Origin of the sequence: Micromonospora sp. NPDC047738, from assembly GCF_040642675.1 — a bacterium.
Lineage (GTDB): Bacteria > Actinomycetota > Actinomycetes > Mycobacteriales > Micromonosporaceae > Micromonospora.
On sequence record NZ_JBEYSO010000020.1, the window covers coordinates 18,251 to 44,890 of the forward strand.

Genomic DNA, 26,640 nt, shown 5'->3' on the forward strand with positions numbered 1-26,640 from the left:
CTGCCGCCGCTCCTGGCGTTCCGTCACCTAACCCATTTCCGGCCCGGTGCGTGGCCCGACCACGCGCACGACCGGTCTTCCCAATCCGGGCGGGGGACCTTCCTGAGGGAGGCGCGGATGTTCGGACAGACCACCACACCCACCACACCACCACCCACCGAGCGGGGCCTGGAGGACCTCGACGCGGCGGCCCTGGCGTACGCGGCCCGGATCGAGGGCCTGCCGCCGGAGCGGCGGCAGGAGGCGCGGGACGATCTCGTCCGGTTCGCGCTGCCGTTCGCCGGCCGGCTGGCCCGCCGTTACCGGGGCCGCGGGGAACCGCTGGAGGACCTGGAGCAGGTGGCCCGCCTCGGCCTGGTCAACGCCGTCGACCGGTACGACCCGGAACGGGGTTCCTTCACCGCGTACGCGGCCATCACGATCGTCGGGGAGATCAAACGGCACTTCCGGGACCGCACCTGGGGCGTGCACGTGCCCCGCCGGCTGCGCGACCTGATCCTGGAAGTGGGGCAGGCGACCGCGGCGCTGACCAGCGAGCTGTCCCGGGCCCCCACGGTGGCCGAACTGGCCCAACGGCTGGAGACGCCCGAGGAGGAGATCCTCGCCGCGCTGGAGTCGGCCGCCGGCTACAGCCCGGCCTCGCTCAACGCCCCCGTCGGCGGGGAGAGTTCCGCCGAGTTCGGCGATCTGGTCGGCGAGTCGGACAACGCGCTGGAGTCGGTCGACGACCGGGTCACCGTCAGCGGCCTGCTGCACCGGCTGCCCTGGCGGGAGCGGCGGATCCTCGCCATGCGCTTCTACGGCAACCAGACCCAGGCGGAGATTGCGGCCCGGTTCGGCATCTCCCAGATGCACGTCTCCCGGCTGCTCTCCCGGGCGCTGACCTGGCTGCGGCAGGCGATGCTCGCCGACGCTCCGCCGCCGTGGCAGAACGGCGCGAACGAGTCCGAGCCGGCGAAGGCGAAGATCTCGGTCAGGCAGAACGGGGACCGGGTGGTCGTCGAGGTCGGCGGCGAGGTCGACCGGGACGGCGCGGACCAGCTCCGCAAGGCGATGTTGGAGGCGGTGACCGGGCAGCCCCGGGAGGTGGTGGTCGACCTGGTCGGTGCGGGCGGCTTCGACGCCGGCGGCATCGCCGCGCTGATGGCCGGCCGGGACGCGGCGGCCCGGACCGGGGTGCCGCTGCGGCTGACCCGGGTGCAGCCCGCAGTACGCCGGTCACTCGCCGCGGCCGGCCTGCCGGCCGCCGACTGACCCCGTGCGCCCGAGCGGGCCGACGCCCCCGTGGCGCCGGCCCGCTCGCGGTGACTCCGGATCAGTACTCCTCGGTGTCCCCGCGCCCGCGCGGGTGGCGCCACTCCTCGTTCTCCACCGGTGTCCGCTCCGCGCCCAGGATGGTTTCCTCGGGCTCGTCGCTCTCCTCGAAGCTGGGCCGGAGGATCTCCTCCGGCTCCGGCACGTCGACCGGCCGGGCGCCTGACTGCGGCGCGGGGTGGTAGGCGACCGCCTCCCGGGCGCCGTGCGCCCCCTCGGCGGCCGGCGCCTCGGGGACGTGCCGCTCGCGGTGCAACTCCTCGGCGAGGTGCTGCGGCGGCTTGGTGGTGCGCTGCGGCAGGTCGCTGCCGAGGCTGGCGACCAGGCGGCCGTACTTGAGGTCGAAGGCGGGCCGCTCGGAGCGGATCCGGGGCATCCGGTCGAAGTTGCGCAGCGGGGGCGGGCAGGTGGTGGCCCACTCCAGCGAGTTGCCGTAGCCCCAGGGGTCGTCGACGGTGACCTGCGCGCCGTACCGCCAGGACTTCCAGACGTTGTAGATGAAGAACAGCGTGGACGCGCCGAGGACGAACGACCCGATGCTGGAGACGGTGTTCAGGGTGGTGAAGCCGTCGGAGGGCAGGTAGTCGGAGTAGCGCCGGGGCATGCCCTCGTTGCCCAGCCAGTGCTGGACCAGGAAGGTGGTGTGGAAGCCGACGAACATGGTCCAGAAGTGGGCCTTGCCGAGCGTCTCGTCGAGCAGCCGGCCGGTCATCTTCGGGAACCAGAAGTAGACCCCGCCGAAGGCGGCGAAGACGATGGTGCCGAAGAGCACGTAGTGGAAGTGCGCTATCACGAAGTAGGAGTCCGTCAGGTGGAAGTCCACCGGCGGGCTGGCCAGCAGCACCCCGGTCAACCCGCCGAAGAGGAAGGTGACCAGGAAGCCGACGGCGAACAGCATCGGCGTCTCGAAGGTGAGCTGTCCCTTCCACATGGTGCCGATCCAGTTGAAGAACTTCACCCCGGTCGGCACCGCGATGAGATAGCTGAGCACGCTGAAGAACGGCAGCAGCACCTGCCCGGTGCCGAACATGTGGTGTGCCCACACGCTCATCGACAGCACGGTGATCGCGATGGTGGCGAGGACCAGACCGGTGTAGCCGAAGATCGGCTTGCGGGCGAAGACCGGAATGATCTCGGTGATGATGCCGAAGAACGGCAGCGCCACGATGTAGACCTCGGGGTGCCCGAAGAACCAGAACAGGTGCTGCCAGAGCATCGGCCCGCCGGTGGTCGGGTCGTACACGTGCGAGTGCAGGAGCCGGTCCGCGCCGAGCGCGAGGAGCGCGGCGGCCAGCAGCGGGAACACCAGGATCACCAGCACGCTGGTGAGCAGCAGGTTCCAGGTGAAGATCGGCATCCGGAACATGGTCATGCCTGGGGCGCGCAGGGTCACGATGGTGGTGATCATGTTGACCGCGCCGAGGATGGTGCCGAGCCCGGAGATGACCAGGCCGACGATCCACATGTTGCCCCCGACTCCCGGGCTGTGCTGGGCCTCGCTCAGCGGCGTGTACGCGAACCAGCCGAAGTCGGCGGCGCCGCCGGGCGTGGCGAAGGAGCCGACCACGATCGAGCCGCCGAACAGGTACAGCCAGTACGCGAGCGCGTTCAGCCGGGGGAACGACACGTCCGGCGCGCCGATCTGGAGCGGGACGATGTAGTTGCCGAACGCGAACACCAGCGGGGTGGCGAAGAGCAGCAGCATGATCGTGCCGTGCATGGTGAACGACTGGTTGTACTGCTCGGGTGAGAGGAACTGCAGCCCCGGTCGGGCCAGTTCGGCGCGCAACAGCAGCGCCAGCACCCCGCCGATCAGGAAGAAGATGAACGACGTCGTCAGGTACAGCAACCCGATCACCTTGGCGTCGGTGCTGCGCAACAGCCGCCAGAGCGAGTTGCCCTTGACCGCCTCCCGGACGGGCCCGGGATACCCCCCGAAGTGGGCCGGCGCGAGGATCGCGGGCCCTCGGTCCCTGCCCGGTTCCGTGACTACCCGCTTGGGCATCGCTCTCACCCCGTCGATGACAGAACGGACGGGCAGGCATACCCGCCCGATACCCATAAAACCAGGCGAGAGTGAAATTTAGGTCAATTCGCGGGCAGCATGGCCCAGACCACCTTGCCGGTGCCGGCCGGGGCGCTGCCCCAACGCTGGCTCAGCTCGCGGACCAGCATCAGTCCGCGGCCGCCCTCGGCCCGCGGGCCGAGGGCGGCCGCGGGCCGCGCGTCGGCCGGGCTGCCGTCCAGCACGGCCACCCGCAGGTACGGCCTGCGCAGGGTCAGCGTCACCTGCATCGGGGTGCCCGCGTGCCGGACCACGTTGCCGACCAGCTCGGTGATCACCAGCGCCGCCGGGCCGGCCAGTTCCGGGATGTTCCACCGGCGGCAGCCGTCGGTGACCAGCTCCCTGGCCCGCCGGCACGCCCCGGCGACCGGCTCCAGCCGTTCCCGTAGCCGGGGGGCCGCCGCCGCGCCGGCCAGCGCCGCGGCCTCGGCGCAGTCCGGGCGTACCGGGAGCTCCCGGCCCACGGTCATCTCGTCGAGCCAGCTCGCCGCGGCCGGCGGGGGAGCGCACAGCACCAGCGGTACGGCGGGCCAGTCGGCGGCCCGCCGGGCCGCCGCCGCGAAGACGGAGAGCGCCAGCGGGTCCGCGACGTCCAGCCGTCCCAGGTCCACCACGAGCGCGTCGGGCTGGGCGGCCAGGCACCGCTCCAGCACCGTGTGCACCGACCGCATCGTGTCCACGTCGAGCTCGCCGGTGAGCCGTACGACCGTGACCGGCGATTCGTCGCGCACCTCGCAGCTGATCCGGGTCGACATCAGGCCCTCGTTTCCGAGTCGTCGCGGACCTGCCAACTACCCGCGAGCACGGCGGATGAAACCGGACCAGACGCCCATCCCGCCCCGGTCAGCGCCGAGCGGCGACCCGGGCGGTGGCCAGCCCGAGGGCGATCATCCCGATGCCGAGCCCGAGGTGCAGCCAGTTGTCCGCGCCGTTGACCGGGATGAAGTTCGCGGCGCCGGTGCTGTGGTAGACGATCAGTCCGTAGAGCCAGAGCACCAGGTAGATCGCCCCGCCGCCGACCAGGAAGGCCCGGGCCCTGGAGACCGTCGCGGCCAGCGCCAGGCCGGCCACCCCGAAGGCCACGTGCACGATGTTGTGCAGGACCGAGACCTGGAAGACCCCGAACAGCTTCGCCATCGACTCGTGTCCGGCGAAGTAGAGGTCGCCGAAGTTGGTGGTGATCCCCGGGATGAAGCCGAGCACCCCGACGATCAGGAAGATCACCCCGATGCCCGCGGCGGCCCGGCTTGCCGGGGCGCGGCCGTCGGCCGGGTTCCGTCGCGCCCGCGAGTGGGCCATCGAGTTCGTCATGCCGGCCTCCTGAGGTGGGTCCGGACCGGTTCCCCGCGGGCCGGGGCGGCAAACGCGGGTGGACTCCCTCAGGCGAGCTGGAGGGTGGAGGCGGCCGGCTGGCGGACCCGCTCGTACAGCCCCACGTACCGCTCGGCCATCACCGCCGGGGTGAACCGGGCGGCCGCCTCGCGCCGGCACTCGTCCGCCTCGAGCAGCCCGGCCGCCATGACCAGATCGCCCAGCTCCTCCTCGTCCGTGGTGAGCAGACCGGTGCGGCCGTGCTCGACGAGCTCCGGCAGGCAACCACGGGCGACGGCCACCACCGGGGTGCCCAGCGAGAGCGACTCGACCACCGCCGTGCCACCGGGCTCCTCCCAGCGCAGCGGAAAGAGCGCGGCCCGCGCGCCGGCGAGCAGGTCGTCCCGCTGCTGGCCGGCGACCGTGCCCACCCAGCGCACCAGGTCGCCGTCGAGGTACGGGGCGACCTGGTCGTAGAAGAAGCGCACGTCCGGATTCTGCCGGGCCTCGTCACCCGCCGCGGCCAGGTCCTGCGGCCGGTGGTACGGCCCGACCGGGCCGGCGAGCACCAGCGGGAAGCCGACCTGCTGGGCCACCCGCGCGGCCAGGTCCTGCCCCTTGCCCGGGTTGACCCGGCCCAGCACGATCACGTGGTCGCCCTTCTCGGCCGGCGGGCGGCGGTCGGCGTCGACCGCCAGTGGGGTGGACAGGTGCACGTGCCCGACCGAGTGGTCCTGCAGGGCGCGGGGTGCGCGGGCCAGCTGCGCCGCAGACACCCCGTTCACCCGGATCCGGTCGCCGCCGTCGAGGTTGCCGTACAGCTCGGGGTGCTTGGCCAGGTCCCAGTGCAGGGTGTGCAGCACCGGCGGGGCGTCCGGTCCCATCGCCGCCAGGGTGGCCAGCCCGACCGCCTCCACGTGGTCGTGCACCAGGTCGATGTCGTCGCGGGTGTGCAGCGCGCGCACCACCCCGTTGAGATGCGCCTGGGAGATCCCGCAGACCTGGTTGTACGGCCGTTGCAGGGCGTGGAACTGCCCGTCCGGGAAGACCGAGATCTTCTCGTCGACGGGCAGCGTGCTGGTCTCCACCGAGGCGAGCACCACCCGTACGCCGAGTTTGCGCAGCTCCGGCACCAGGGTGGCGACGATGTTCTCGATCCCGCCGTAGCCGGGCGGCGGCACGGACAACCAGGGGCCCGCGTTCATCAGGACCGTGAGACTCATCGTGGGTTCCTTCCGTCGGCGGCGCGACCCGCCCGGCCGCTGCGCCGGGCGCGCCCGCTCACGCCGCGACCCGTCGCCGGGGCACCCGGTGCCGCAACTGGGCCAGCGGTGGGCGCTCCTCGATCGAGATGTCGCTGACCGCGATCTCCCGGTCCAGGTTGGGCAGCGCCTCCGAGCCGCCCCGCCGGAACTGGGTCAGCAGGGTGCTCGGAACGGCGTCCGGGCTCGCCCAGCCCCGCCGCTGCAACCGGGACCAGACGGTGAGCATGATCTGGGCGGACATCCGGCCCAGCGCGGCGGCGTCCTGGTGGCGGTGCTTGCGCTGGCCGAGGTCCACCTGGGCCAGCGCGTCCAGCCCGACCAGCTCCAACAGGTCGATGAGCATGGCCGTCTCCACGCCGTACCCGGAGACGAACGGCACCTGCTCCAGCACCACTCGGCGGCCGGCGTACTCGCCCGCCAGCGGCTGCACGAACCCGGCGAGCTCGGGCCAGAAGAGATTCAGCAGCGGGCGGGCCGTCAGCTCGGTGACCCGCCCGCCGCCGTCCGGCTCCACGCCGCTGGCCCGTACCAGGGGCCGGTGGTAGAAGCCCTTGACGAAATCGACCGACGGGTCGGTCAGCAGCGGGCCGATCAGCCCGGTGACGAAGTGTGGCCGGAACTCGCGCAGATCGGCGTCGACGAACGCGACCACGTCCCCCTCGGCCGCCGCCAGCCCCGCCCAGAGCGCGTCGCCCTTGCCGGAGAGCCGGGGCAGCCCCCGGGTCATCGCGTCCTGGCTGACCACCTCGGCGCCGGCCGCCCGGGCCACCTGGGCGGTCCGGTCGGTCGACCGGGAATCCACCACGATCAGCTCGTCCACCAGCGGGATCTGGTCCATCAGGTGCTCGCGGATCGTCGACACGATGGCGCCGACCGTGGCCTCCTCGTTGCGCGCCGGCAGCACCACGCTGACCCGGCTGTCACCCTTCGCCCGCAGCAACCGCCGCGCCGGCCAGTCGTCCGCCGAGGTGGTGCGGTACGTGGCCCAGGCCTCCACCACAGGTGAAACGATTGCTTGTGTATCCCGCACTGGCACCCCCAGGTTGTGGCGGAAACGCGCGTTTGCTTTTCCCATTACGCACCCCGCGCTAACCGGATCATGCCGAACAGCGTGATCACCCCCCACTCTCCGGCTGGTTCCTCGCCGGTAAACGTTTGGTTGCGCGCCGACCAGGGGAGAGCAGTCGGCAGCTACGTGAGTCGCGGCGGGAGGGTCGACGGATGCGTACGTGCCGGGTGGGACTGGTCGGGGCCGGTGGGGTGGCGCAACGCCATGCCCGCGTGCTGACCGGCTTCGAGGACGTGGAACTGGTCGGGGTGACCGATGTTGCCCGGGACGCGGCGGAGGCCCTCGCCGGGACGTACGGCGGACGCCCCTTTGCCGACGTGGCGGAACTGCTCGCCGCCGGCCCGGACGCCGTGTACGTCTGCGTACCGCCGTTCGCGCACGGGCCGGTGGAGGAGGCGGTCATCGACGCCGGCGTGCCGATGTTCGTGGAGAAGCCGGTGGCGGTGGACCTGGAGACCGCGGAACGGATCGCCGCGCTGGTCGAGCGGCGGGGACTGCTCACCGCGGTGGGCCACCACTGGCGCTACCTGCACGTCGTGGCGGAGGCCCGGCAGTTGCTCGCCGACCGCCCGGCGCGGATGGTCAACGCGGCCTGGCTGGACAAGGTCCCGCCGGTGGCCTGGTGGGCCCGGTGCGACCGCTCCGGCGGCCCGGTGGTCGAGCAGGCCGCACACGTGCTCGACCTACTCCGGGTGCTGGTCGGCGAGGCGTCGGAGGTGACCGCGTACGGCGACGGCACCCCGCCGCCGGTGGAGGGCGCCGACATCGACTCGGTCACCGCGGCGACCGTGCGCTTCACCTCCGGCGCGGTCGGCACCCTCGCCGCGGCCTGCGTGCTCGGCTGGAAGCACCGGGCCGGCGTGGAGATCCTCGCCGACGGGCTGGCGATGTCGCTGGCCGAGGACGGCCTGCTGATCTGCGACGGTGAGGGGGAGCGGCATCTGCCCGCCGACCCGGACGGCGCCCGGGTGGCCGTCGACCGGGCCTTCATCGACGCGGTGCGGGGCATCGGCGACGACATCCGCGTCCCGTACGCCGAGGCGCTGCGCACCCAGCGGCTCGCCGTCGCGGTGGCGGAGTCGGCGCGGACCGGGCGCAGCGTGGCGCTGCCCACCGGGCCGGCCGCCCGGCTCACCACCCCGGTCGCCGACGCCGTGCCGGCCGAACCGACCGGGGTGACCGTCGATGCGTGACCGGGTGGTCGTGGTCAACGGACCGGGCGCCGTGGAGCTGGTCGAGCAGGAGGCGGGCGAGCTGCGCGAGGGCACCTTCCGGGTGGCGACGGTGTGCAGCGGGGTCTCCGCCGGCACCGAGCTGAGCTACGTCAAGGGCACCAACCCCTACCTCAACGTCACCTGGAACAGGGATCTCGGGCTGTTCCAGCTCGGCGCGGCGAGCACCCCGTACCCGGTGACCCGGCTCGGCTACATGCAGGTCGGCCGGGTGGTGGAGAGCCGCACCCCGGCCGTCCCGGTGGGCACCGTGGGTGCGATGACCTACGGCCACCGCACCGGGTACGTCGCCGACCCACTCGCCGAACGCTTCGTCCCGCTCCCCGACGACCTCGACCCGCTGCTCGGCGTCTACGTCGCGCACATGGGCCCGATCTGCGCCAACGGGCTGCTGCACGCCGCCGCCGACCTGTGCGGCACCGACGTGCGCTCGCTCGGCGACGGCGTACGCGGCCGCCGGGTCGCGGTGGTCGGCAGCGGGGTGGTCGCCCTGCTCACCGCGCTGTTCGCCCGGCGGCACGGCGCCGCGTCCGTGGTGGTCCTCGACCCCACCCCGGCCAGGCGCGAGGTGGCCGAGGCGCTCGGCCTGGAGACCCTGGACCCGGCCGCGGACGACCCGGCGGTGGTGCTCAAGACCCGGTGGCACCACGCCGCCGGCGACCGGGGCGCCGACGTGGTGTTCCAGTGCCGGGGCCAGGCCTGGGCGCTGCACCTCGCGCTGCGCCTGCTGCGCCCCCAGGGCACCGTCATCGACCTCGCGTTCTACCAGTCCGGCGCGGACGAGGTCCGGCTCGGCGAGGAGTTCCACCACAACGGGCTGTCGCTGCGGTGCGCCCAGATCGGGCGGGTGCCCCGCGGGCTCGCCCCCACCTGGGACCGGGAACGGCTCTCCGCGGAGACCATCGAGCTGCTGCGCCAGTACGGCGACCTGATCCGCAAGCACGTCGTGACGGCGGTGGTGCCCCTCGACGAGGCGCCGGCGCTGCTGATCGACCTGGCCGAGCGTCGCCGGCAGGAACTCCAGGTGGTGTTCACCGGCTGACGCGTGGGCCGCCCGGCCGCCGGCGGCCCTCCCGACGGCCAGCGGCCGGAACCGCTCTGAGCTGCCGAAACGGTCAGGAAACCGGACACCGGACAGACCCGGCGCCGGGCGGGGGTCACAATCGGCTCCGGTTCGCGTACCGTTGCCGCTCATGGGTGTGTCGCAACGGTTGAAGACCAGGTTCCGGCGGTTCCTCCAGCGCCCGGGGACGACGGTCGACCTGGCCCCGCTGGAGAAGCTGCTGCCGGCCGTCGAGGCCCGCGAGGCGGAGCTGGAGAAGCTCTCCGACGCCGAGCTGACCGAGGCCGCCGGGCAGGCCGAGGGGTACGAGGAGATCTGCGCGATCGGCCGGGAGGCGGCTCGCCGCGGCCTCGACCAGCGGCCCTACGACGTCCAGCTGCTCGGCGCGATGGCCCTGCTCTCCGGCAAGGTGGCCGAGATGGCCACCGGTGAGGGCAAGACGCTCACCGCGACCATCGCCGCGTACGGCCACGTCCGGATGGGCAACGGCCCGGTCCACGTGCTCACCGTCAACGACTACCTGGCCCGCCGTGACGCCGAGTGGATGGCACCGGTCTACCGGCTGCTCGGGCTCACCGTCGGCTGGGTCAACGAGGCCTCCACCCCCGACGAGCGGCGCGCCGCGTACGCCTGCGACGTCACCTACGTCTCGGTCAGCGAGGCCGGCTTCGACTTCCTCCGCGACCAGCTCGTCACCGACCTCGACGACCGGGTGCAGCCGGCGCTGAAGACCGCCATCGTCGACGAGGCCGACTCCATCCTCATCGACGAGGCCCGGGTGCCGATGGTGCTCGCCGGCGCGGTCGCCGGCGAGCAGGACCCGGTGCACGCGGCCGCCGGGCTGGTCCGCGGCCTGCGCAAGGGCAAGCACTACACGATCGCCGAGGACGGCCGCAGCGTCGCCTTCACCTCCGCCGGCCTGGCCACCGTCGAGGCCAAGCTCGGTGGCATCGACCTGTACGACGAGGAGCACGTCGGGCAGCTCTCCGCGGTCAACGTGGCGCTGCACGCGCACGCCCTGCTGCACCGCGACGTGGACTACATCGTCCGGGACGGCTCGGTCGAGCTGATCGACGAGATGCGCGGCCGGGTGGCCCAGCGCCGCCGCTGGCCGGACGGGCTGCAGGCCGCGGTCGAGGCGAAGGAGGGCCTGGACGCCACCGCCGAGGGTGAGGTGCTGGGCACCATCGCCGTGCAGGCGTTCATCGCGCTCTACCCGAAGGTCTGCGGGATGACCGCGACCGCGGTGCTCGTCGGCGACCAGCTCCGCGAGTTCTTCGGCCTCGAGGTGGCGGTGATCCCGCCGAACACCCCGTGCGTCCGGGAGGACGAGCCGGACCGGATCTACGCCACCCGGGCCGAGAAGGAGGAGGCGCTGATCGACGAGATCAAGCGCTGCCACGAGGCGGGCCGCCCGGTGCTGGTCGGCACCCTGGACGTCAAGGAGTCCGAGGGCCTGGCGGCCGGGCTGCACGCGGCCGGCGTGTCCTGCGTGGTCCTCAACGCCAAGAACGACGACGAGGAGGCGGCGATCATCGCCGAGGCCGGCGCGTACGGCGCGGTGACCGTCTCCACCCAGATGGCCGGCCGCGGCGTCGACATCCGCCTCGGCGGCAGCGACCAGGCCGACCGGGAGCGGGTGGCCGGCCTCGGCGGCCTGTACGTGATCGGCAGCGGCCGGCACGACAGCCGCCGGGTCGACGACCAGCTGCGCGGCCGGGCCGGCCGGCAGGGCGACCCGGGCGGGTCGGTCTTCTTCGTCAGCCTGGAGGACGACCTCGTCGTCCGGCACGCCGGCGACACCGTCCCGGCGTCGCCCCGGATGAACGCCGACGGCCTGGTCACCGACCCGCAGGTCGACTACGCGGTGGAGCACGCCCAGCGGGTCGCGGAGGGCGTCAACCACGAGATCCACCGCAACACCTGGCGCTACAGCGTGGTGATCGAGCAGCAGCGCAAGGCCCTCGCCGAGCGGCGGGAGCGGCTGCTGACCAGCGACATCGCCGCGCTCATGCTGTTGGAGCGGGTGCCGGAGAAGGCCGGCGAGATGGACGAGGACCTGCTCGCCGAGGTGGCCCGGAAGATCGCCCTCTTCCACCTGGACCGGCTCTGGGCCGAGCACCTGGCCGAGCTCTCCGAGGTCCGCGAGGGTGTGCACCTGCGCGCGCTGGGCCGCCTCGACCCGCTGGACGAGTTCCACCGCAGCGCCGTCCCGGCGTTCAACGCGCTCGTCCCGGAGATCGAGGCGCGGACCATCGCCACCTTCGAGGAGACCGAGTTCGACGAGGGCTGGGAGCCGGACGCCGCGAAGCTGGTCCGGCCGAGCGCCACCTGGACGTACCTGGTGCACGACAACCCGTTCGGCTCGGAGCTGGACCGGCTGATCGCCTCGGTGGGGCGGCGGCTCATCTCCGGGTCCCGCTGACCGTCGACGAAGGGGTCCCTCCCCGGCGCACGGCGCGCCGGAAGGGACCCCTTTGCGCTGTTTCGAACCTGGTTTGTCAGGGTAGTAGGCCGGGGCTTCGAGTCAGGGAGAGAGCGGATGGGACAGGCAATGGCGCCGAACGGGGACACCGCGTGGTCGGAGGTGGCGGGGGCCGTGGCCCGGTGAACCTCGACACGCGGGAACCCGTGACCGACCCACTCAACGTGCTGGAGACCGCCGCCCTGCTGCGCGAACTGACCGCCGGCCTGATCGCCGTCGCCGACTTCGACGAGGCGTTGGCCCGGCTGGTCCGCGTCGCCGGGGACGCCGTACCCGGGGTGGACAGCTGCGGCTTCACCGCGCTGCGCGCCGGCGAGCCGGCCGGGGTGGCCGCCTCCGACGCCGCCCGGGCCGAGCTGGACGACCTGCGGCACGGCCCCGACACGCCGGCCCTGGCCGCCATCCGGCGGCGCGAAATGATCACCGCGGCGGACCTCGACCGGGAGTCGCGCTGGCCCGCCTGGACCGGGCGGGCCCGCGGGCTGGGCGTACGCGGGGTGATCTCCGCGCCGGTCGACGTGGACGAGCAGGTGATCGGCGCGATCAACCTGTACGCCGAGCCGGCCGGCGCGCTCACCCCCCGGCACCAGCTCACCGCGATGCTCCTGGCCGAGCACGCCGGGCTGCTCCTCGCCGCCGTGCGGGACCGGGAGCGGCAGGCCGCCCAGGCTGGCCAGCTCGACGCGGCGCTGCTGGAGGAGGGCGTGATCGGGCAGGCCGTCGGGGTGATCATGACGCAGCGCGGCTGCCCGGCGCCGGAGGCGCTGGCGGTGCTGCGCAGCGCCGCCGCCTCGTTGGACATCCCGCTGCGCGAGGTCGCCGAGCGGCTGGTGTCCACCGTGTCCCGGCCCCGGGAGAGCTGAGCGGCGTCCGTTTCGCCCCGGTGGCACGTGGGTAGCACCCTGGACTGGTGAGCTGCGCCGACCCGGGGAGGGACCGATGGAGAGCCGACTGCGGGTGCAGGGGCACCCCATCCAACCGATGCTGGTGACGTTCCCGTTCGGACTCTTCGTCAGCGCCGCGGTCTTCGATCTGGCCGACGTCGCCGGCGGCCCGGCCTTCCTCGGCGAGGTCGGCTACTGGACCGCCGTGGCCGCCCTGGTCGCCGCCGCGCTCACCGCGGTCGCCGGGATGGTCGACCTGTGGGACGTGCGCGCCGACCGCACCCGGCGCACCGCCGTCACGGTCAGCCTGGTCAACGCCGCGATGGCGGCGCTGTTTCTGCTCACCTGCCTGATCCGGGCCCACGCGCCGCAGCGGGGCGCGACCGGCGGACAGTTGGCCACCGAGCTGCTGGCGCTGGCCGTCGGGTCGGTCGGGGTGTGGCTGGGCGCCGGGCTGATGCGCCAGTTCGACCGCGGCCGGGCCGGCGAGCAGGGCGGGCTCGACGCGCTCGCCGAGCTCCCGGCGTCCACCGTGGAGATCATCCGGCCGCCGGCCCGAGCGGCCGGTCCCGTCCGGTAAACCCGTTGCCGCGTCCGGCGCCGCTACGACAGGCTCGGCGGGATGAGCGCGGATGGTGACTTCGAGGAGCTGATCGCCGAGGGTGCGGCGGTGCCGGTCGAGGGCTGGGACTTCTCCTGGCTGGCCGGGCGGGCCAGCGAGGAACGCCCGCCGTGGGGGTACGCCCGTCTGGTCGGCGCGCGGATGGCCACCGTCGACGCCGCGCTGGACATCGACACCGGCGGCGGTGAGGTGCTGGCCGAGGTGCCCGCCCCGCCTCCGCTGCTGGTCGCCACCGAGGCGTGGCCGCCGAACGTCGCGGTCGCCCGCCGTACGCTGCGCCGGGTCGGCGCCACCGTCGTCCAGGTGGCGGAGCGGCCGCCGCTGCCGTTCCGGGCCGGCTCCTTCGACCTGGTGGTCAGCCGGCACCCGGTGGACACCTGGTGGAGCGAGATCGCCCGGGTGCTGCGCCCCGGCGGCAGTTACCTCTCCCAGCAGATCGGCGCCGGCACCCAGCGGGAACTGAGCGAGGCGATCCTCGGGCCGCTCCCGCCGCCGGCTGCGCGCCACCCGGAGCAGGCGGTCGCCGCCGCCGAGGCCGCCGGGCTGACCGTGGTGGACCTGCGTACGGCCACCCTGCGGACGGTCTTCCACGACATCGCCGCGGTGGTGTATTTCCTGCGCAAGGTGATCTGGACGGTCCCCGGCTTCACGGTCGACCGCTACCGTCCGGAGCTGCGCCGCCTGCACGACCAGATCCGCGCCGAGGGCCCCTTCACCACCCACGCCCAACGCTTCCTCATCGAGGCCCACCACCCCTGACCACCCCCACCCCCCACCCCGGAGAGGCAGGCGTTGATCAAGGAGTTTGCGTCGAGGTCGATCTCCAACCAGACGCGAACTCCTTGATCAACGGGGCGGGACCCGCGAGCGGGACCGGGGCGGGGTGGGGGTGGGGTGGTTAGTGGGCGGTGGCGTGGTGGGCGGCCAGGACGTCGGCGCCGAAGTCGCTGGCCGGGCGGCGCAGCACGGTGTGTGCGTGGTTGCCGTCGTCGGTGGTGTTGTCGTACTCGATCAGCAGGTCGTCGCCCTGGATCCGGTAGTAGTGCCGCTGGCCCGGCCGGGTGGGGCCGGCCCAGGCGAAATGCAGCTCCCCACCGTCGAGCCGGCCGGCCTCGCGGGCCGCCAGCTCGGGCGGCAGCCGGTCCAGGTAGAGGGCGACGAGCTGGTCGAGCAGCGCCCGCCCGGTCGGGGTGAGCCGGTCCCGGGGCACGCCGAGCGGGTCGAGCCGGTCCGGCGCGGTGGGCCGGGTGGCGCTGATGATGTCGCCGGGCGCCTCGTCGGCGATGATCGCGGCGGCTCGGCCGGCTGGCCCGAGCGCGTCGAGCAGTTCGCGGGCCAGGTCCTCCTCGGGTCCGAGCGGGCGGGAGACCGGGCGGCCGGCGTACCGGACGGTGGCCGGGTTCGCGCCGAGGAAGAGCGGGGCGGGGGAGACCTGGTCGTCGACCACGGTCATCGTCACCGACAGGTGGTGGCCCTCGAACCGCCACCCCCACCGGTCGTCGCGGGCCGGGTCGCCGAAGACGGCCACCCAGTAGTCGCCGCTGTGCCGGCCGCGCCGCCAGCTCTCCGCCCGGTCGAGCACCTCCTCGAGGGCGACGACCGCCATGGCCTGGGCGTACGCGGGCGGGCTGAGCGCGGTGGCGAGCAGCCGGTGGGCGGCCTTGCGGGCGGTGACGTCCATGTCGGCGAGGCTGACCCCGGGCCGGGGCCGGGGCCGGTACTCCAGCCAGCGCCGTGCGGCCTCGTCGGCGAAGTCGTGCCGGGCCCGCTGTCGGGCCGGCTCGTCGAGCGCCGCCAGCCACGCGCCGGCCGCCGCGCGCATCTGCTCGGGCAGGGGATCCTCCACCGCCCTTGTATACCTGCCCGACCGGCCGTCGCGCCGGGAGCCCGGCGGGCCAGCTCGGACGGGGTGGGGCTTGCGTCGCGGGCGGGTCGAGGAACCGGGCGGCCGGAGGTGCTGCCGGGCCAGGGCCGGCGCCTGGTAGCTTGCCGAGCCGGCACGGGAGGGTACGGATGGACGATCGGGTGTACGTCGGCAACGCGGCGGTGGACGGGGCGACCGACGCGGGCTGGCTGCTCGGCCACTTCAAGCCGCTCGGGGACGTGCGGCACAGCACCGAGGTCGAGGTGAAGTGGGGCGTGCACCCGGCCGGGGAGACGCGCTCGGCGTGGGCGACGGGGGAGCGGCGCACCGCCCTCCTGGTGCTGATCAGCGGGGCGTTCCGGATCGAGCTGCGGGACCGGACGGTGCTGCTGCGCGAGCCGGGAGACTACGTGGTCTGGGGCTGCGGCGTGGACCACTCCTGGTACGCCGAGCGGGAGTCGGTGGTGCTCACCGTCCGCTGGCCGTCGGTGCCCGGCTACCGGGTGGACCCGCCGGTCCGGCGCTGACCGCCCGGATCCGTGCGGGCCGTCCCAGCATCCGGTATTGCCTACTAAACCTATAGGGTTTACCTCCTATAGTGAGGTGGTCCGCGCCGCTCCGTACCCGTGAGGACGAACCACCGATGACCCGCACCGATCCGCCCGACCTGCCCGCCGTCGCCGCCCGTTGGGCCGACCCGACGCGCTGGCCGGTGCCGTTGCGCTTCGACCCGGCGCAGCGGTGGTACGCGCGCCTGGCCGCCGAGGCCACGCACGAGGTGTGGGCGCTGAGCTGGCTGCCCGGGCAGGGCACCGACCTGCACGACCACGGCGGCTCCGAAGGCGCCTTCCTGGTGGTCGCCGGCACCCTCACCGAGGAGACCGTCAGCGGCGGCCGGCTCCGCCCGCACCGGCTCGCCGCCGGCGCGGGCCGGCGCTTCGGAGCCCGCCACGTGCACCTCGTCACCAACCGCGGGGACCGGCCGGCGGTCAGCGTGCACGTCTACCGGCCCGCGCTGCAACGGATGACCCGCTACCGCCTCGTCGCCGGCCAACTCCTGGTTGCCGAGGTGGCCGAGGCGGGGGTGGCCTGGTGACGCCGCCGCCCGCCGCACCCGTGCCCCCGACCCACGCCGCCCGGAAGGACCCGACGATGCCCCAGCGCCCCACCCGTACCGAGAGCTGTCCGGTCCCGCCACCCGGCTCGCGGGGTATCGACGAGATCCTCGCCGCCGCCCGTCGCCGGCTGCGCCGCCTCGATCCCGAGCAGGCCCACCTCGCGTACCGGGCGGGGGCGGTGCTGGTCGACATCCGCCCGGCCGGCCAGCGCGCCGCGCACGGCACGGTGCCCGGCGCCCTCGCCGTGGAGCGCAACGTGCTCGAGTGGCGCTTCGACCCGCGCTGCCCGTCCCGGCTGCCCGAGGCCGTCGACTACGACGTGCCGGTGGTGATCCTGTGCCAGGAGGGCTACACGTCCTCGCTGGCCGCCGCCGCGCTCCAGGACCTCGGCCTACACCGGGCCACCGACGTGGTCGGCGGGTTCGCCGCCTGGCGCATCGCCGGGCTGCCCACCCTCGGCCCCACCCCGCCGCTCCGACCCTCGTCCGCCGCGCCCCCGGTCACCACCGGCCGGGCGCCCCGCTGACCGCCACGCCGCACCCGGCGTGGCGGGCGCGACCGCCACTCAGGAGGCTCCATGTCCGTCGTCGCCATCTCCCCGCGCCCGCACCGGTCCGGCCGCCCCGACCGGGCCGCGCCGCCGAGGCCCCGCACGACGCCCACCGTGACCATCACCCTCGACCTGGGCGCCGCCGTGCTGACACCCGGCCTGGCCCGCCTGGTCGACCTGCTCGACGAACTCGCCGCGTCCGGCGCGGGAGTGGTCCCGACCGACGAGCACCAGGCCGTCCGCGCCGTGCCCGACCTGCGGCGCGACGCCGAGCCAGCCGCTCCGGCCGCGGCGGAGAAGCCCCACCCGGTACGCATCCTGGCCGGCACCCGGGTGGTCCGCCGGGGCGGCGTGCAGATCCCGCTGACCCGGATCGAGTACGAGTTGCTGCTCTTCCTCGCCGAGCATCCCCGGCGGGTGTTCACCCGGCTCCAACTGCTCGCCAACGTGTGGGGGTACGAACACGCGGTGGCCCGTACCGTGGACGTCCACGTACGCCGGCTGCGGGCCAAGCTCGGCGTCGACACGCCGGTGGTGACCACCGTGTACGGCGTCGGCTACCGGCTCGCCGACGAGGCCCGGATCGTGGTGGACCGCGACCGCTGAGGGCGGGGCGGCGACGGCGCGGCGTACCGGGCGGCCCGGTGCGCCGCGCTCACATTTTCGGTGCTGCCGCCGACGGCGACCCATTCAGGTGAACCGGTCAACCGGGTGGGGACCCCCCGTAACGGGTCATCTCGTCGCTCTGCTGTAATCAACGGACTCGTACGCAGAGCGAGCATCCGGCTCCGATGTGTTCGTCAATTGTCACAGTCATGCAACGTAGCCGCCCCTTGACCCGCGCACAGGCGCCCGGAAGCATCGATGAAGCGGTGTCCCGGGCCGTGGGGAAGCACTCGGACCAGCCAAGGAGGACCATGTCGGTCAGCCCCGCCTCGCCGCGCGCCGGATGGCATACGTCCCAACCCGCGGTCCCCGGTCGTCCTCCCGGCGGCCAGCGTCGTCCCGCCAACACCACCACCCCGGTGCTCACGGTCACCCTCAACATCCCGCTGGCCGGCGAGGAGTCGCTGAGCCCGGCTGCCCGGCGGCTGCTGGAAGCCGCCCGCGAGCTGCTGGAACGCGGCGACGCCGTGATCACCAGCGGCGGCGGGCCGGCGGAACGCCGGGTCGACGTGCCGGTCGGCCGATCGCCGAGCCGCCCGCTCGCGCCGGCCATCCCGAGCCTGCACATCCTGGCCGCGTCCCGGTCGGTGCTGCGCGACGGCGAGCCGCTGCCGCTTACCCGGCTGGAGTTCGACCTGCTGCTGCACCTCGTCGCCCACCCCCGCCGGGTGTTCACCCGGCTGCAACTGCTCAACGCGGTCTGGGGGTACGAGCACGCCGGCGTCCGCACCGTCGACGTGCACGTCCGCCGGCTGCGCGGCAAGGTCGGGGTGGACGTCCCCCTGGTCACCACCGTCTACGGCGTCGGCTACCGGCTCGCCGACGACGCCCGGGTCACCATCGACCGCACCGGCTGACCCGCCCGACCAACCCGCCGCGACCGGACGGAGCCCCGCACCGTTCGATCCGACGGAGACCGGGGGCTGACCGCCCGGTCGAACCCCGGCGAACGGCAGGATGGTCGGATGCGGATCCGCCCGATCACGCCAGAGCGTCTCGTCACCGAGCTGACCGACCGTCTCACCGGCGCCGCCGTACCCGGCCGGCTGCGGGTGGCCGTCGACGGCCCGCCGGCCGCCGACCCGGACGCGCTCGCCGGAGCGCTGGTCGACCCGCTGCGCGCGGCCGGGCGGCCGGTGCTGCACGTGCGCGCCGCGGACTTCCTCCGGCCCGCCTCGCTACGCCTGGAACACGGCCGGACCGACCCCGACGCGTACTACGAGGGCTGGCTCGACGAGGCGGGGTTGCGCCGCGAGGTGCTCGACCCGGCCGGTCCCGACGGCTCCGGCCGGGTGCTCCCGTCCCTCTGGGACGCGGCCACCGACCGGGCCAGCCGGGCCGCGTACGTCGAGTTGCCGGCCGGCGCGGTGGTGCTGGTCAGCGGGTCGCTGCTGCTCGGCGGCGGGCTGCCCTTCGACGTCACCGTGCACGTGGAGCTCTCGCCGGCCGCGCTGGACCGGCGGACCGATCCCGAGCTGCGCTGGACCCTGCCCGCCTTCGCCCGGTACGCCGACGAGGTCGCCCCGGCCTCCTTCGCCGACGTGGTGGTCCGCGCCGACGATCCGCGCCACCCGGCCCTGGTCGAGGCCGGCTGACCGGCGGTGCCGAGCCGGGCAGCCGGGCGGCATGCGGACGGCCCCGCCGGATTCGGGACGGCCGGGGACGGACCGGGCGGCGCAACAGCGCACGAATGCGATGGAAGACCGCGGAAATCCCCGGTTTGATCCTCGGAGGCGGCGGGTAATCGCCCGGCTCACAGAGCACGGGTGAGATCGCTCGTGCACCCCATCGATCCGTCCGGGGCGCTCGCCGCCCCGGACCGGTATGAGGCCCCGAGGAAAGGCAGGCAGCCATGCTCGTCCACGACACGACAGCCACGGGCCGTTCGCAGGCGGAGGTCGACCAGATCCGGCAGTCCCTGCGGTCGCGGTACGACGAGCTGACTGCGGAGTACGAGCAGGCCGTGCTGCAGAGCCAGGTGCTGCGCCTGGTCGAGGTCGGCGACACGGCCGGCGACGACCAGGCCGACAGCGGCACCAAGACCGCCGAGCGGGACACCGCACAGTCCCTGCTGCGCAGCATCCTGGACCGGCGCGCCCAGTTCGAGCACGCCCTCAGCCGGCTCGAGGAGGGCACCTACGGCTTCTGCGAGGGCTGCTCGGCCCCGATCCCGGTGGAGCGGCTGGAGATCTTCCCGTCCGCCACCTCCTGCGTGTCCTGCAAGCAGACCCGGGAGCGGCGGGCGGCCTGAGCGCCACCCGGGTTGCCGGTCGGTCCCCGACGCGGTGGACTCGCCCCATGGGTGAGATCAAGGTGGGCACCGCCTCGTGGACCGACCGGACCCTGCTCGACTCCGGCTGGTACCCGCAGACCGCGGACACCCCGGAGAAGCGACTGGCGTACTACGCCCGGCAGTTCCCGCTGGTCGAGGTGGACGCCACCTACTACTCGCCGCCGGCTGAGCGGACGGCGCAGCTGTGGGTCGACCGCACCCCGCCCGGCTTCACCTTCAACATCAAGGCGTTCAGCCTGCTCACCGGGCACCCGACCCGGGTCGGGGCGCTCTACAAGGACCTGCGCCCGGACACCGAGAAGAAGAACCTCTACCCGGACGACCTGCCGCCGCAGGCGTACGAGGAGGTGTGGACCCGGTTCCTGTCCGCGCTCGACCCGCTGGTCGCGGCGGACCGGCTCGGCGTGGTGCTGTTCCAGTTCCCGCCCTGGTTCACCATCAAGCGGGACAACAAGCAGTACCTCCTCGAGGTGGCGAAGCGGTGCGCCCCGCTACGACCGGCCGTGGAGTTCCGGCACGCCTCCTGGTTCGACGGTGACAACCGGGAGGAGACCCTCGGCTTCCTGCGCAAGCACCAGCTTCCGTACGTCTGCGTCGACATGCCGCAGGGGCACCGGTCGTCCGTACCGCCGGTGCTGGCCGCCACCGCGGACCTCGCGATGGTCCGCTTCCACGGCCACAGCGAGCGGTGGACCAGCAAGGACATCCACGAGAAGTTCGGCTACGACTACTCCGACCGGGAGCTGCGCGACTGGGCGCCCCGGCTGCGCGAGCTGGCCGGCGAGGCCGCGCAGACCCACGTGCTCATGAACAACTGCTACCGGGACTACGCCCAACGCAACGGCCAGCGGTTGCAGGCCCTGCTCGGCGTCGACTGACGGCCCGGGTTTCACCCGACCGGGGTGAGGCCGGCTCACCCTCTCCCCGGACAGTCTGGGCGGTGTGTGCGGTCCGTACGCGGCCGCGAGGCCGACAGGAGGTGGGCCATGACGGTGCGGGTGGTATCGGATCGACGCCGTGGCGGGGTGCTGCACGTGGTCGGGAAGTCCGCCGGCCCCCGGCGCGGCGAGCGGCCCGGTCGGTTCAGTCCGACCCGGCAGTGGCGGGGGCCCAGCGGGCCGCCGCGACGCACCGACGACCGACGGTGGGAAACCGACCTACGGGGGTGGGCAGATGGCTGAGCAGCTGAGTACCGCGATTGAGTCCTCCATCCAGAAGACCAACCTGATCCTCAAGGACATCGAGCAGGCCTACGGCTGGCCGAAGTCGCAACGCAACCAGTCCTACTGCGCGCTGCGTACCGTGCTGCACCTGCTGCGCGACCGGATGCCGGTGCAGGAGAGCGTGGAGTTCGCGGCGCAGTTGCCGGTGCTGGTACGGGGGATCTACTTCGACGGCTGGCAGCCGATGGACGTGCCGGTGAAGCTGAACCGGGACGACTTCCTGTTCGAGGTGCGGCAACGCTTCCCGTACGACGTCGAGGGCGGCACCGAACGCGTGGTCCAGGTGGTGCTCGACGCACTGAGCCGGCACATCACCCCGGGCCAGTGGGAGGACGTGAAGGACAACATGCCCAAGGACCTGGTGCAGAACTTTCCCTGACCGACCGTCCCGACCGGCCCGCCCCACCACCGGTGGAGCGGGCCGTTCGCGTCAGCCGGCGAGGTCGCCCGGCGCCGGCACGCGGCTCACCGGCCGGCCCGCCCGACCAGCCAGACCGGCGAAGGCCACCGCGTCGACGATCGCCGCGCCGCCGGGGTCGTTGTTGAAGTAGACGTACGCCGGTTCCGCGGCGTCGAACGTCCCGGCCAACCGGCGTACCCAGGAGGCGAGCGCGCCCCGGCCGTAGCGCGGCCAGGGCCGGGCCCGCCCCTCGTGCAGCCGCAGGTAGCCGAAGTCGGCGGTGCGCCACAGCGGGGTCACCGGGCGGCCGAGCCGGTCCGCCCAGACCAGCGCGGCGCGGCGGCGCTCCAGTGCCTGTCGCGTGTCGTCCGTCCACCAGGAAGGGTGCCGCAGCTCCACCGCCACCCGCACCTCGGGCGGGAAGAGGCGCAGCGTGGCGTCCAGCGCCTCCGGGTCGGCCCGCAGGTTCGGTGGGAGTTGCACCAGCACCGGTCCGAGCCGGTCACCCAGCCCGGTGGCCCGGCCGAGGAAGCGGGCCACCGGTTCGGCCGGCTCCCGCAGCCGCTTGATGTGGGTCAGGTAGCGGCTCATCTTCACCGCCACGCAGAAGTCGTCCGGGGCCCGGTCCCGCCAGGCGACGAAGGTGTCCCGCTCGGGCAGCCGGTAGAAGGCGTTGTTGACCTCCACGGTGGCGAACCGCGCCGCGAAGTGTTCCAGCCACAGCCGCTGCGGCAGCTTCGCCGGGTAGAAGCGTTCCCGCCAGTCCCGGTACTGCCAACCGGAGGTGCCGACCAGGATCATCGCCGCGGCCTAGGCGAGGTCGAGGCGGAAGACCTCGAAGGCGGCGCCGTGCCGGACGCCCAGGCGGGTGCCGGCCGGGCGGGCCAACCCCTCGAGGAACTCCTCCGCGTCGAACTCCAGGTCGTCGGGGTGGGCCACCACGGCGAGCGCCCGCTGCCAGTCCTCGGCCAGCGGCGTCAACGGCTCCGGCTGTCCCACGGCCACCTCCTCTCCGGCCTTCCCTCCGCCATCCTGGCACCGACCGGGCCGGCCCGCCGTCCACGCCCGGGCCCCCGGGTCCGGGTGACGCTCGGCGGGGCCCGGCGAACCGTCCGTGTCGCCGAGCCCCGGCGTCTACGGTGTGGTTAGAGGAGATCGCGCGTGGGGTACCACCCGCTCCACGACGAACCCCCCGACCGACGGCGGGGCGGCACACCCGAGGGAGCACCCATGGCACTCAACGACGACGACATGCAGACCACCGGTGGCGGCGGGGCCGAGGGCCCGGCCGACGGTGGCGCGACCCCGGGCCAGCGGGACGGTGGCGCCGATGGCGGTGCGGACCGTGGCGCGGAGCGCGGGGCCGACCGCGGCGCCGACAAGGGCGCCGAAGGTCCGGCCGACGGTGGGGCGACCCCGGGCAAGCAGGACGGCGGCGCGGACGGCGGCGCGGAGGGTCCGGCCGACGGTGGCGCGACCCCCGGCCAGCGCGACGGCGGCGCCGACGGCAGCGCCTGACCGATCGCCATGACGCACCTCGACGCGTCCGACAGATCCAGCTCGGCGCGTCTGACGCCGCGCCACGACCGGGAACCGTCGCCGGGCGGCGACGGCCGCCCGGCGGTTCCGCCTTCCGCCGCCGAGTCCCTCGCCCGATGTATCACGGTCGAGCCGGCCAAGTTCGCCGCCGACCACTGGGGACGCAGCCCGCTGCTGTCCCGGGCCGCCGAGCTGCCCAACCCGCGCGGCTTCACCGACCTGTTCAGCCCGGCCGACGCCGACGAACTGCTCAGCCGGCGCGGCCTGCGTACCCCGTTCCTGCGGATCGCCAAGAACGGCGAGCTGGTGCCGGCGGCGCGCTACACCGGTGGCGGCGGCGCGGGCGCCGAGATCGGCGACCAGGTCCTCGACGAGCAGGTCCTCCAGCTGTACGCCGACGGCGCGACCCTGGTCCTGCAGGGCCTGCACCGGACCTGGCCGGCGCTGGGCGACTTCGCCCGCGAGCTGGGCACCGCGCTGGCCCAGCCGGTGCAGGTGAACGCCTACCTGACCCCGGCCGGCAGTCAGGGCTTCGCCACCCACTACGACACGCACGACGTCTTCGTGCTGCAGGTCGACGGCCGCAAGCACTGGCGGATCCACCCGCCGGTGCTGCCCGACCCGCTCGAGCGCCAGCCCTGGGGCGGGCGGGCCGACGAGGTGGCCGCGACCGCCGAGGGGCCGGCCGCCCTGGACGTGGTGCTCGCCCCCGGCGACGCGCTCTACCTGCCCCGGGGCTGGCTGCACAGCGCTCAGGCGCAGGAGCGCAGCTCGCTGCACCTGACCGTGGGCATCCGGGCGCTGACCCGGTACGCCCTGGTCGAGGAGCTGCTGGCGCTCGCCGCCGACGATCCCCGGCTGCGCGCCGGGCTGCCCTTCGGCGTCGACGTGGCCGACCCGGACGCGCTGGAGCCGGAGCTGACCGAGACCGTGGAGGCGCTGCGCGACTGGCTGCTGCGGGCCGACCCGGCCGCGGTGGCCGGCCGGCTGCGGGCACGGGCCTGGCCAGCCGCCCGCCCGGCGCCGATGCGGCCTCTGGCCCAGGCCGCCGCGCTGACCGCGCTGGACCCGGACAGCCGGGTCGCGGTCCGGGGCGGCCTGCGCTGGCGGCTCGACCCGAGCGGGGACGGCCGGATCGCGCTGCGCCTGTTCGACCGCGCCATCACCCTGCCCGGCAGCTGCGAGCCGGCGCTGCGCGCCCTGCTCACCGGCGAGGTCACCCGGGTCGGCGACCTGCCCGGCCTCGACACCGACGCCGACCGCCTCGTCCTGGCCCGCCGCCTCCTCAAGGAAGCCGTCCTCACCCCCGCCTGACCGCCCTCCCGCCGGCCCTGCGTTGACCATGAAGTTGTTGTCATCCCGCGCGGTGTGTCGTGGCAACAACTTCATGATCAATTGGCGGTCACGGTCGGAGTGGCTGGCGGCACCGCCGGTTGCGGGGCGGGCGTGTCGGAGAGGGCGATGCGGCGGTGCAGCCGGCGCAGTGGCGCCGGTGCCCACCAGTTCACCCGGCCGGTCAGCCGCAGGAAGGCCGGGACCAGCGCGCCACGGATGAGGGTCGCGTCGACGATGATCGCCAGCGCCATGCCGATGCCGAGTTGCTGGAGGAAGACGACGCGGCCGGTGGCGTAGGTGACGAAGGAGACGGCGAGGATGGTGGCCGCGGCGGTCACCAGCGGGGCACTGCGACCGATGCCGAGGACCACGGAGCGGAGCGGGTCGCCGGTCCGGTCGTACTCCTCCTTTATCCGGGAGAGCAGGAACACCTCGTAGTCCATGGAGAGGCCGTACGCGACGCAGAACATCAGGATGGGGATGCTCGGCTCGATCGAACCGGTCGGCGTGAAGCCGAGCAGGCCGGCGAGGTTGCCGTCCTGGAAGACGAAGACCAGCGCCCCGAACATCACCGAAAGGCTCAGCAGGTTGAGCGCGGACGCCTTCAACGGCGCGACGACGCTGCCGGTCATCAGGAACAGGACGACGAACGTGACGGCGACGATCAGGGCGGCGATCAGCGGCAGTCGGTCCGTCACCCCGTCGCGATAGTCGGTGAGCTCGGCCGGGTAGCCGCCGACCAGGACCTCGAAGGGCGCTGGAGCGTCCCGCACCGCGCGGACCAGGCCGACCGCGTCGGCCTCCAGCCGGTCCGACGACGGCACGATGGACAGCCAGGTGCCGTTGCCCGTGGGGCGGGTCGCCGGCGGCGGACCGACGGCTACGCCGTCGACGTACGATCCCACCGCGGAGTCGACCCGCAGCGCGCCGTCCAGCCGGGACAGTCTGGCGGCGTACCGCCCGGCGGCCGCCGGGTCGGTCGTCCGCGAGACCACCTGGATTGCGTCGGCCTCTTCGGCGACGAAGCCGGCCCGGATCTCGTCGTACATCTGGCGGACCGGTGCGGTGGCGGGCAGAACCCGGTCGTCCGGGATGCCGAAGCGTACGCCGAGGAACGGCGAGCCGAGCGCGAGGACGGCCGCCAGCGCGATCCCGCCGAGCAGCAGCGGCCGCCGCATCACCAGGCCGGACATGCGATACCAGAAGCCGTCGGGCTCCGCGGCGGTCGCGCCCTGCCGGTCGGCTCGGCCGGGGCGAGCCAGCACGCGCCGGCCGAGCAGGGCCAGCGCTGCCGGCAGGACGACGGTCGCCCCGACCACCGCGGAGAGCACCACCGCGATGCCGGCGTACGCGAAGGAGTTGAGGAACGGGAACGGGAAGGCGAACAGCACGGCCAGTGAGGCGGCGACGGTGACACCGCTGAACAGCACCGTGCGACCGGCGCTGCCCAAGGTCCGACGGACCGCCACGGCGACGATCGCGGAGGAGTCGAGTTCCTCCCGGAACCGGAAGATGACGAAGAGCCCGTAGTCCACCCCGAGTCCGATCCCCATGACCAGGACGATGTTCGACGCGAAGGTGGAGATCTCGGTGACGGCGGTGGCTGCGCGGAGCAGGGCCAGCGAGCCGAGCACGGCGAACAGGCCGACCCCGAGGGTCACCAGCGCCGGGGTGAACCGCCGGTACACCCACCAGAGCAGCAGCAACACCATCGGCAGGATCACCAGTTCGGCGCGGATGAAGTCGGCGCGCGCCTGCTGCATCACGGTGCGGAACACCTCGTCGCCGCCACCGACCTGGACGGTGATGGTGTCGTCCTGGCGGGTGAAGGTATCGGCGAGCCCGGGCAGCAGGTTACGGCGAACCTCGTTGGCGTCGCCCGGCGCCCAGGCCAGCACCATGGCCTGGCGGCCGTCCTCGCTGCGCAGGGTGTCCGGGTTGTCGCGGGTCCAGTACGACCACGCGTCGCCCACCCCCGGGTAGCCGGCCAGTTCCCGGGTCAGCGCCTGCCCGGCGGCCACCACCTGCGCCGTGTCCACCGTCCCCTGGCGCGCTGTCACCAACAGCGCGACGTTGGGGCTACCGGTGTGGAAGGCACCGGCGAGGAGGTCCCGCGCCCGCATGGACTCCGACCCTGGGGCCTCGAAGCGGTTCAGGGAGAGAGCGTTGAGGGTCCCCGCCGCGATCGCCGCGGCTACGACCGTGGCGACGGCGGTCGCCAGGACGATCCACCACCGTCGACGTACCACGAAACCAGCCAGCATCAGACCTCCTGCTACGCTCGCTTTTGCGAGTGATCAGTCGCATTTTGTGGCAAGAATACGAGCGACCGCTCGTATTAG

Annotated in this window: 27 protein-coding genes; 18 read left to right on the forward strand and 9 right to left on the reverse strand. The window is 73.7% G+C overall.

Annotated elements, in window-relative coordinates; all coding sequences use genetic code 11:
- Nucleotides 1–117: 117 nt before the first annotated feature.
- Complete coding sequence (locus tag ABZ783_RS25895; protein ID WP_073838182.1) at nucleotides 118–1,254, forward strand: SigB/SigF/SigG family RNA polymerase sigma factor; 1,137 nt, start codon at nucleotides 118–120, stop codon at nucleotides 1,252–1,254.
- 61 nt (nucleotides 1,255–1,315) lie between these two features.
- Here the strand turns inward: ABZ783_RS25895 and ctaD are convergent, their stop codons facing one another.
- From ctaD to ABZ783_RS25920, 5 genes are all read right to left on the reverse strand, one after another.
- Nucleotides 1,316–3,319 carry a cytochrome c oxidase subunit I gene (gene ctaD, locus ABZ783_RS25900; protein WP_357442339.1) on the reverse strand — a complete coding sequence of 668 codons (2,004 nt, stop codon included), beginning with the start codon at nucleotides 3,317–3,319 and terminating at the stop codon, nucleotides 1,316–1,318.
- Nucleotides 3,320–3,402: 83 nt separating this feature from the next.
- Nucleotides 3,403–4,134, reverse strand: a complete 732-nt coding sequence (locus ABZ783_RS25905) for an ATP-binding protein (RefSeq protein WP_357442340.1) — start codon at nucleotides 4,132–4,134, stop codon at nucleotides 3,403–3,405.
- An 88-nt stretch (nucleotides 4,135–4,222) separates the two neighbouring features.
- On the reverse strand, nucleotides 4,223–4,690 hold the full coding sequence (locus ABZ783_RS25910; protein WP_357442342.1) for a DUF4383 domain-containing protein: 468 nt from the start codon (nucleotides 4,688–4,690) through the stop codon (nucleotides 4,223–4,225).
- 68 nt (nucleotides 4,691–4,758) lie between these two features.
- Nucleotides 4,759–5,913, reverse strand: coding sequence for a glycosyltransferase (locus ABZ783_RS25915; RefSeq protein WP_357442344.1), 1,155 nt, complete (start codon nucleotides 5,911–5,913; stop codon nucleotides 4,759–4,761).
- Nucleotides 5,914–5,971: 58 nt separating this feature from the next.
- Complete coding sequence (locus ABZ783_RS25920) at nucleotides 5,972–6,985, reverse strand: glucosyl-3-phosphoglycerate synthase (RefSeq protein ID WP_357442346.1); 1,014 nt, start codon at nucleotides 6,983–6,985, stop codon at nucleotides 5,972–5,974.
- Between the two features lie 191 nt (nucleotides 6,986–7,176).
- On the opposite strand from ABZ783_RS25920, the gene ABZ783_RS25925 reads away from it, so the two are divergent.
- The 6 genes from ABZ783_RS25925 to ABZ783_RS25950 all read left to right on the forward strand — a co-directional run bounded on the left by ABZ783_RS25925 (nucleotide 7,177) and on the right by ABZ783_RS25950 (nucleotide 14,069).
- Nucleotides 7,177–8,217: a Gfo/Idh/MocA family oxidoreductase gene (locus ABZ783_RS25925; RefSeq protein ID WP_357442348.1), complete on the forward strand. Its 1,041-nt coding sequence runs from the start codon at nucleotides 7,177–7,179 to the stop codon at nucleotides 8,215–8,217.
- Entirely contained in the window at nucleotides 8,210–9,298 is a 1,089-nt protein-coding gene (locus tag ABZ783_RS25930) for a zinc-binding dehydrogenase (RefSeq protein ID WP_357442350.1), read from the forward strand. The genes ABZ783_RS25925 and ABZ783_RS25930 overlap by 8 nt, the downstream gene beginning before the upstream one ends.
- A 151-nt stretch (nucleotides 9,299–9,449) precedes the next feature.
- Nucleotides 9,450–11,744 carry an accessory Sec system translocase SecA2 gene (gene secA2 / locus ABZ783_RS25935; RefSeq protein WP_357442352.1) on the forward strand — a complete coding sequence of 765 codons (2,295 nt, stop codon included), beginning with the start codon at nucleotides 9,450–9,452 and terminating at the stop codon, nucleotides 11,742–11,744.
- 182 nt (nucleotides 11,745–11,926) lie between these two features.
- Nucleotides 11,927–12,667: a GAF and ANTAR domain-containing protein gene (locus ABZ783_RS25940; protein WP_357442354.1), complete on the forward strand. Its 741-nt coding sequence runs from the start codon at nucleotides 11,927–11,929 to the stop codon at nucleotides 12,665–12,667.
- Nucleotides 12,668–12,743: 76 nt separating this feature from the next.
- Nucleotides 12,744–13,268, forward strand: coding sequence for a DUF2231 domain-containing protein (locus ABZ783_RS25945; RefSeq protein ID WP_357442356.1), 525 nt, complete (start codon nucleotides 12,744–12,746; stop codon nucleotides 13,266–13,268).
- A 42-nt stretch (nucleotides 13,269–13,310) separates the two neighbouring features.
- Nucleotides 13,311–14,069: a class I SAM-dependent methyltransferase gene (locus ABZ783_RS25950; protein WP_357442358.1), complete on the forward strand. Its 759-nt coding sequence runs from the start codon at nucleotides 13,311–13,313 to the stop codon at nucleotides 14,067–14,069.
- A gap of 139 nt (nucleotides 14,070–14,208) precedes the next feature.
- On the opposite strand, the gene ABZ783_RS25955 is transcribed toward ABZ783_RS25950, so the two are convergent.
- Entirely contained in the window at nucleotides 14,209–15,156 is a 948-nt protein-coding gene (locus tag ABZ783_RS25955; protein WP_357442360.1) for a DUF3500 domain-containing protein, read from the reverse strand.
- 167 nt (nucleotides 15,157–15,323) lie between these two features.
- On the opposite strand from ABZ783_RS25955, the gene ABZ783_RS25960 reads away from it, so the two are divergent.
- From ABZ783_RS25960 to ABZ783_RS26000, 9 genes are all read left to right on the forward strand, one after another.
- Entirely contained in the window at nucleotides 15,324–15,701 is a 378-nt protein-coding gene (locus ABZ783_RS25960; protein WP_357442362.1) for a signal peptidase I, read from the forward strand.
- A gap of 116 nt (nucleotides 15,702–15,817) precedes the next feature.
- Nucleotides 15,818–16,270, forward strand: coding sequence for a cysteine dioxygenase family protein (locus ABZ783_RS25965; protein ID WP_357442364.1), 453 nt, complete (start codon nucleotides 15,818–15,820; stop codon nucleotides 16,268–16,270).
- Between the two features lie 56 nt (nucleotides 16,271–16,326).
- Nucleotides 16,327–16,818: a rhodanese-like domain-containing protein gene (locus ABZ783_RS25970; protein WP_357442366.1), complete on the forward strand. Its 492-nt coding sequence runs from the start codon at nucleotides 16,327–16,329 to the stop codon at nucleotides 16,816–16,818.
- Nucleotides 16,819–16,869: 51 nt separating this feature from the next.
- The gene (locus ABZ783_RS25975; protein ID WP_357442368.1) at nucleotides 16,870–17,448 is read left to right on the forward strand and encodes a winged helix-turn-helix domain-containing protein; all 579 of its coding nucleotides are present in this window, start codon (nucleotides 16,870–16,872) and stop codon (nucleotides 17,446–17,448) included.
- 311 nt (nucleotides 17,449–17,759) lie between these two features.
- Complete coding sequence (locus ABZ783_RS25980) at nucleotides 17,760–18,365, forward strand: winged helix-turn-helix domain-containing protein (protein ID WP_357442370.1); 606 nt, start codon at nucleotides 17,760–17,762, stop codon at nucleotides 18,363–18,365.
- Nucleotides 18,366–18,473: 108 nt separating this feature from the next.
- A complete protein-coding gene (locus ABZ783_RS25985) occupies nucleotides 18,474–19,103 on the forward strand; it encodes a uridine kinase (protein WP_357442372.1) in 630 nt (209 codons plus the stop codon).
- A 257-nt stretch (nucleotides 19,104–19,360) separates the two neighbouring features.
- A complete protein-coding gene (locus ABZ783_RS25990; RefSeq protein WP_357442374.1) occupies nucleotides 19,361–19,759 on the forward strand; it encodes a TraR/DksA C4-type zinc finger protein in 399 nt (132 codons plus the stop codon).
- Between the two features lie 47 nt (nucleotides 19,760–19,806).
- Nucleotides 19,807–20,679: a DUF72 domain-containing protein gene (locus tag ABZ783_RS25995; protein ID WP_357442376.1), complete on the forward strand. Its 873-nt coding sequence runs from the start codon at nucleotides 19,807–19,809 to the stop codon at nucleotides 20,677–20,679.
- A gap of 295 nt (nucleotides 20,680–20,974) precedes the next feature.
- A complete protein-coding gene (locus ABZ783_RS26000; RefSeq protein WP_357442378.1) occupies nucleotides 20,975–21,403 on the forward strand; it encodes a DUF2267 domain-containing protein in 429 nt (142 codons plus the stop codon).
- Between the two features lie 51 nt (nucleotides 21,404–21,454).
- On the opposite strand, the gene ABZ783_RS26005 is transcribed toward ABZ783_RS26000, so the two are convergent.
- Both ABZ783_RS26005 and ABZ783_RS26010 read right to left on the reverse strand, forming a co-directional pair.
- Nucleotides 21,455–22,225, reverse strand: coding sequence for a DUF72 domain-containing protein (locus tag ABZ783_RS26005; protein ID WP_357442380.1), 771 nt, complete (start codon nucleotides 22,223–22,225; stop codon nucleotides 21,455–21,457).
- A 9-nt stretch (nucleotides 22,226–22,234) separates the two neighbouring features.
- Nucleotides 22,235–22,423: a hypothetical protein gene (locus ABZ783_RS26010; RefSeq protein WP_357442382.1), complete on the reverse strand. Its 189-nt coding sequence runs from the start codon at nucleotides 22,421–22,423 to the stop codon at nucleotides 22,235–22,237.
- A 231-nt stretch (nucleotides 22,424–22,654) separates the two neighbouring features.
- Here ABZ783_RS26010 and ABZ783_RS26015 point away from each other — a divergent pair, with 231 nt between their 5' ends.
- Both ABZ783_RS26015 and ABZ783_RS26020 read left to right on the forward strand, forming a co-directional pair.
- Nucleotides 22,655–22,942, forward strand: a complete 288-nt coding sequence (locus ABZ783_RS26015; protein ID WP_357442384.1) for a hypothetical protein — start codon at nucleotides 22,655–22,657, stop codon at nucleotides 22,940–22,942.
- Nucleotides 22,943–22,951: 9 nt separating this feature from the next.
- Nucleotides 22,952–24,277, forward strand: a complete 1,326-nt coding sequence (locus ABZ783_RS26020) for a cupin domain-containing protein (RefSeq protein WP_357442386.1) — start codon at nucleotides 22,952–22,954, stop codon at nucleotides 24,275–24,277.
- Nucleotides 24,278–24,354: 77 nt separating this feature from the next.
- Here the strand turns inward: ABZ783_RS26020 and ABZ783_RS26025 are convergent, their stop codons facing one another.
- Nucleotides 24,355–26,562, reverse strand: coding sequence for an MMPL family transporter (locus ABZ783_RS26025; protein ID WP_357442388.1), 2,208 nt, complete (start codon nucleotides 26,560–26,562; stop codon nucleotides 24,355–24,357).
- Nucleotides 26,563–26,640 lie beyond the last annotated feature (78 nt).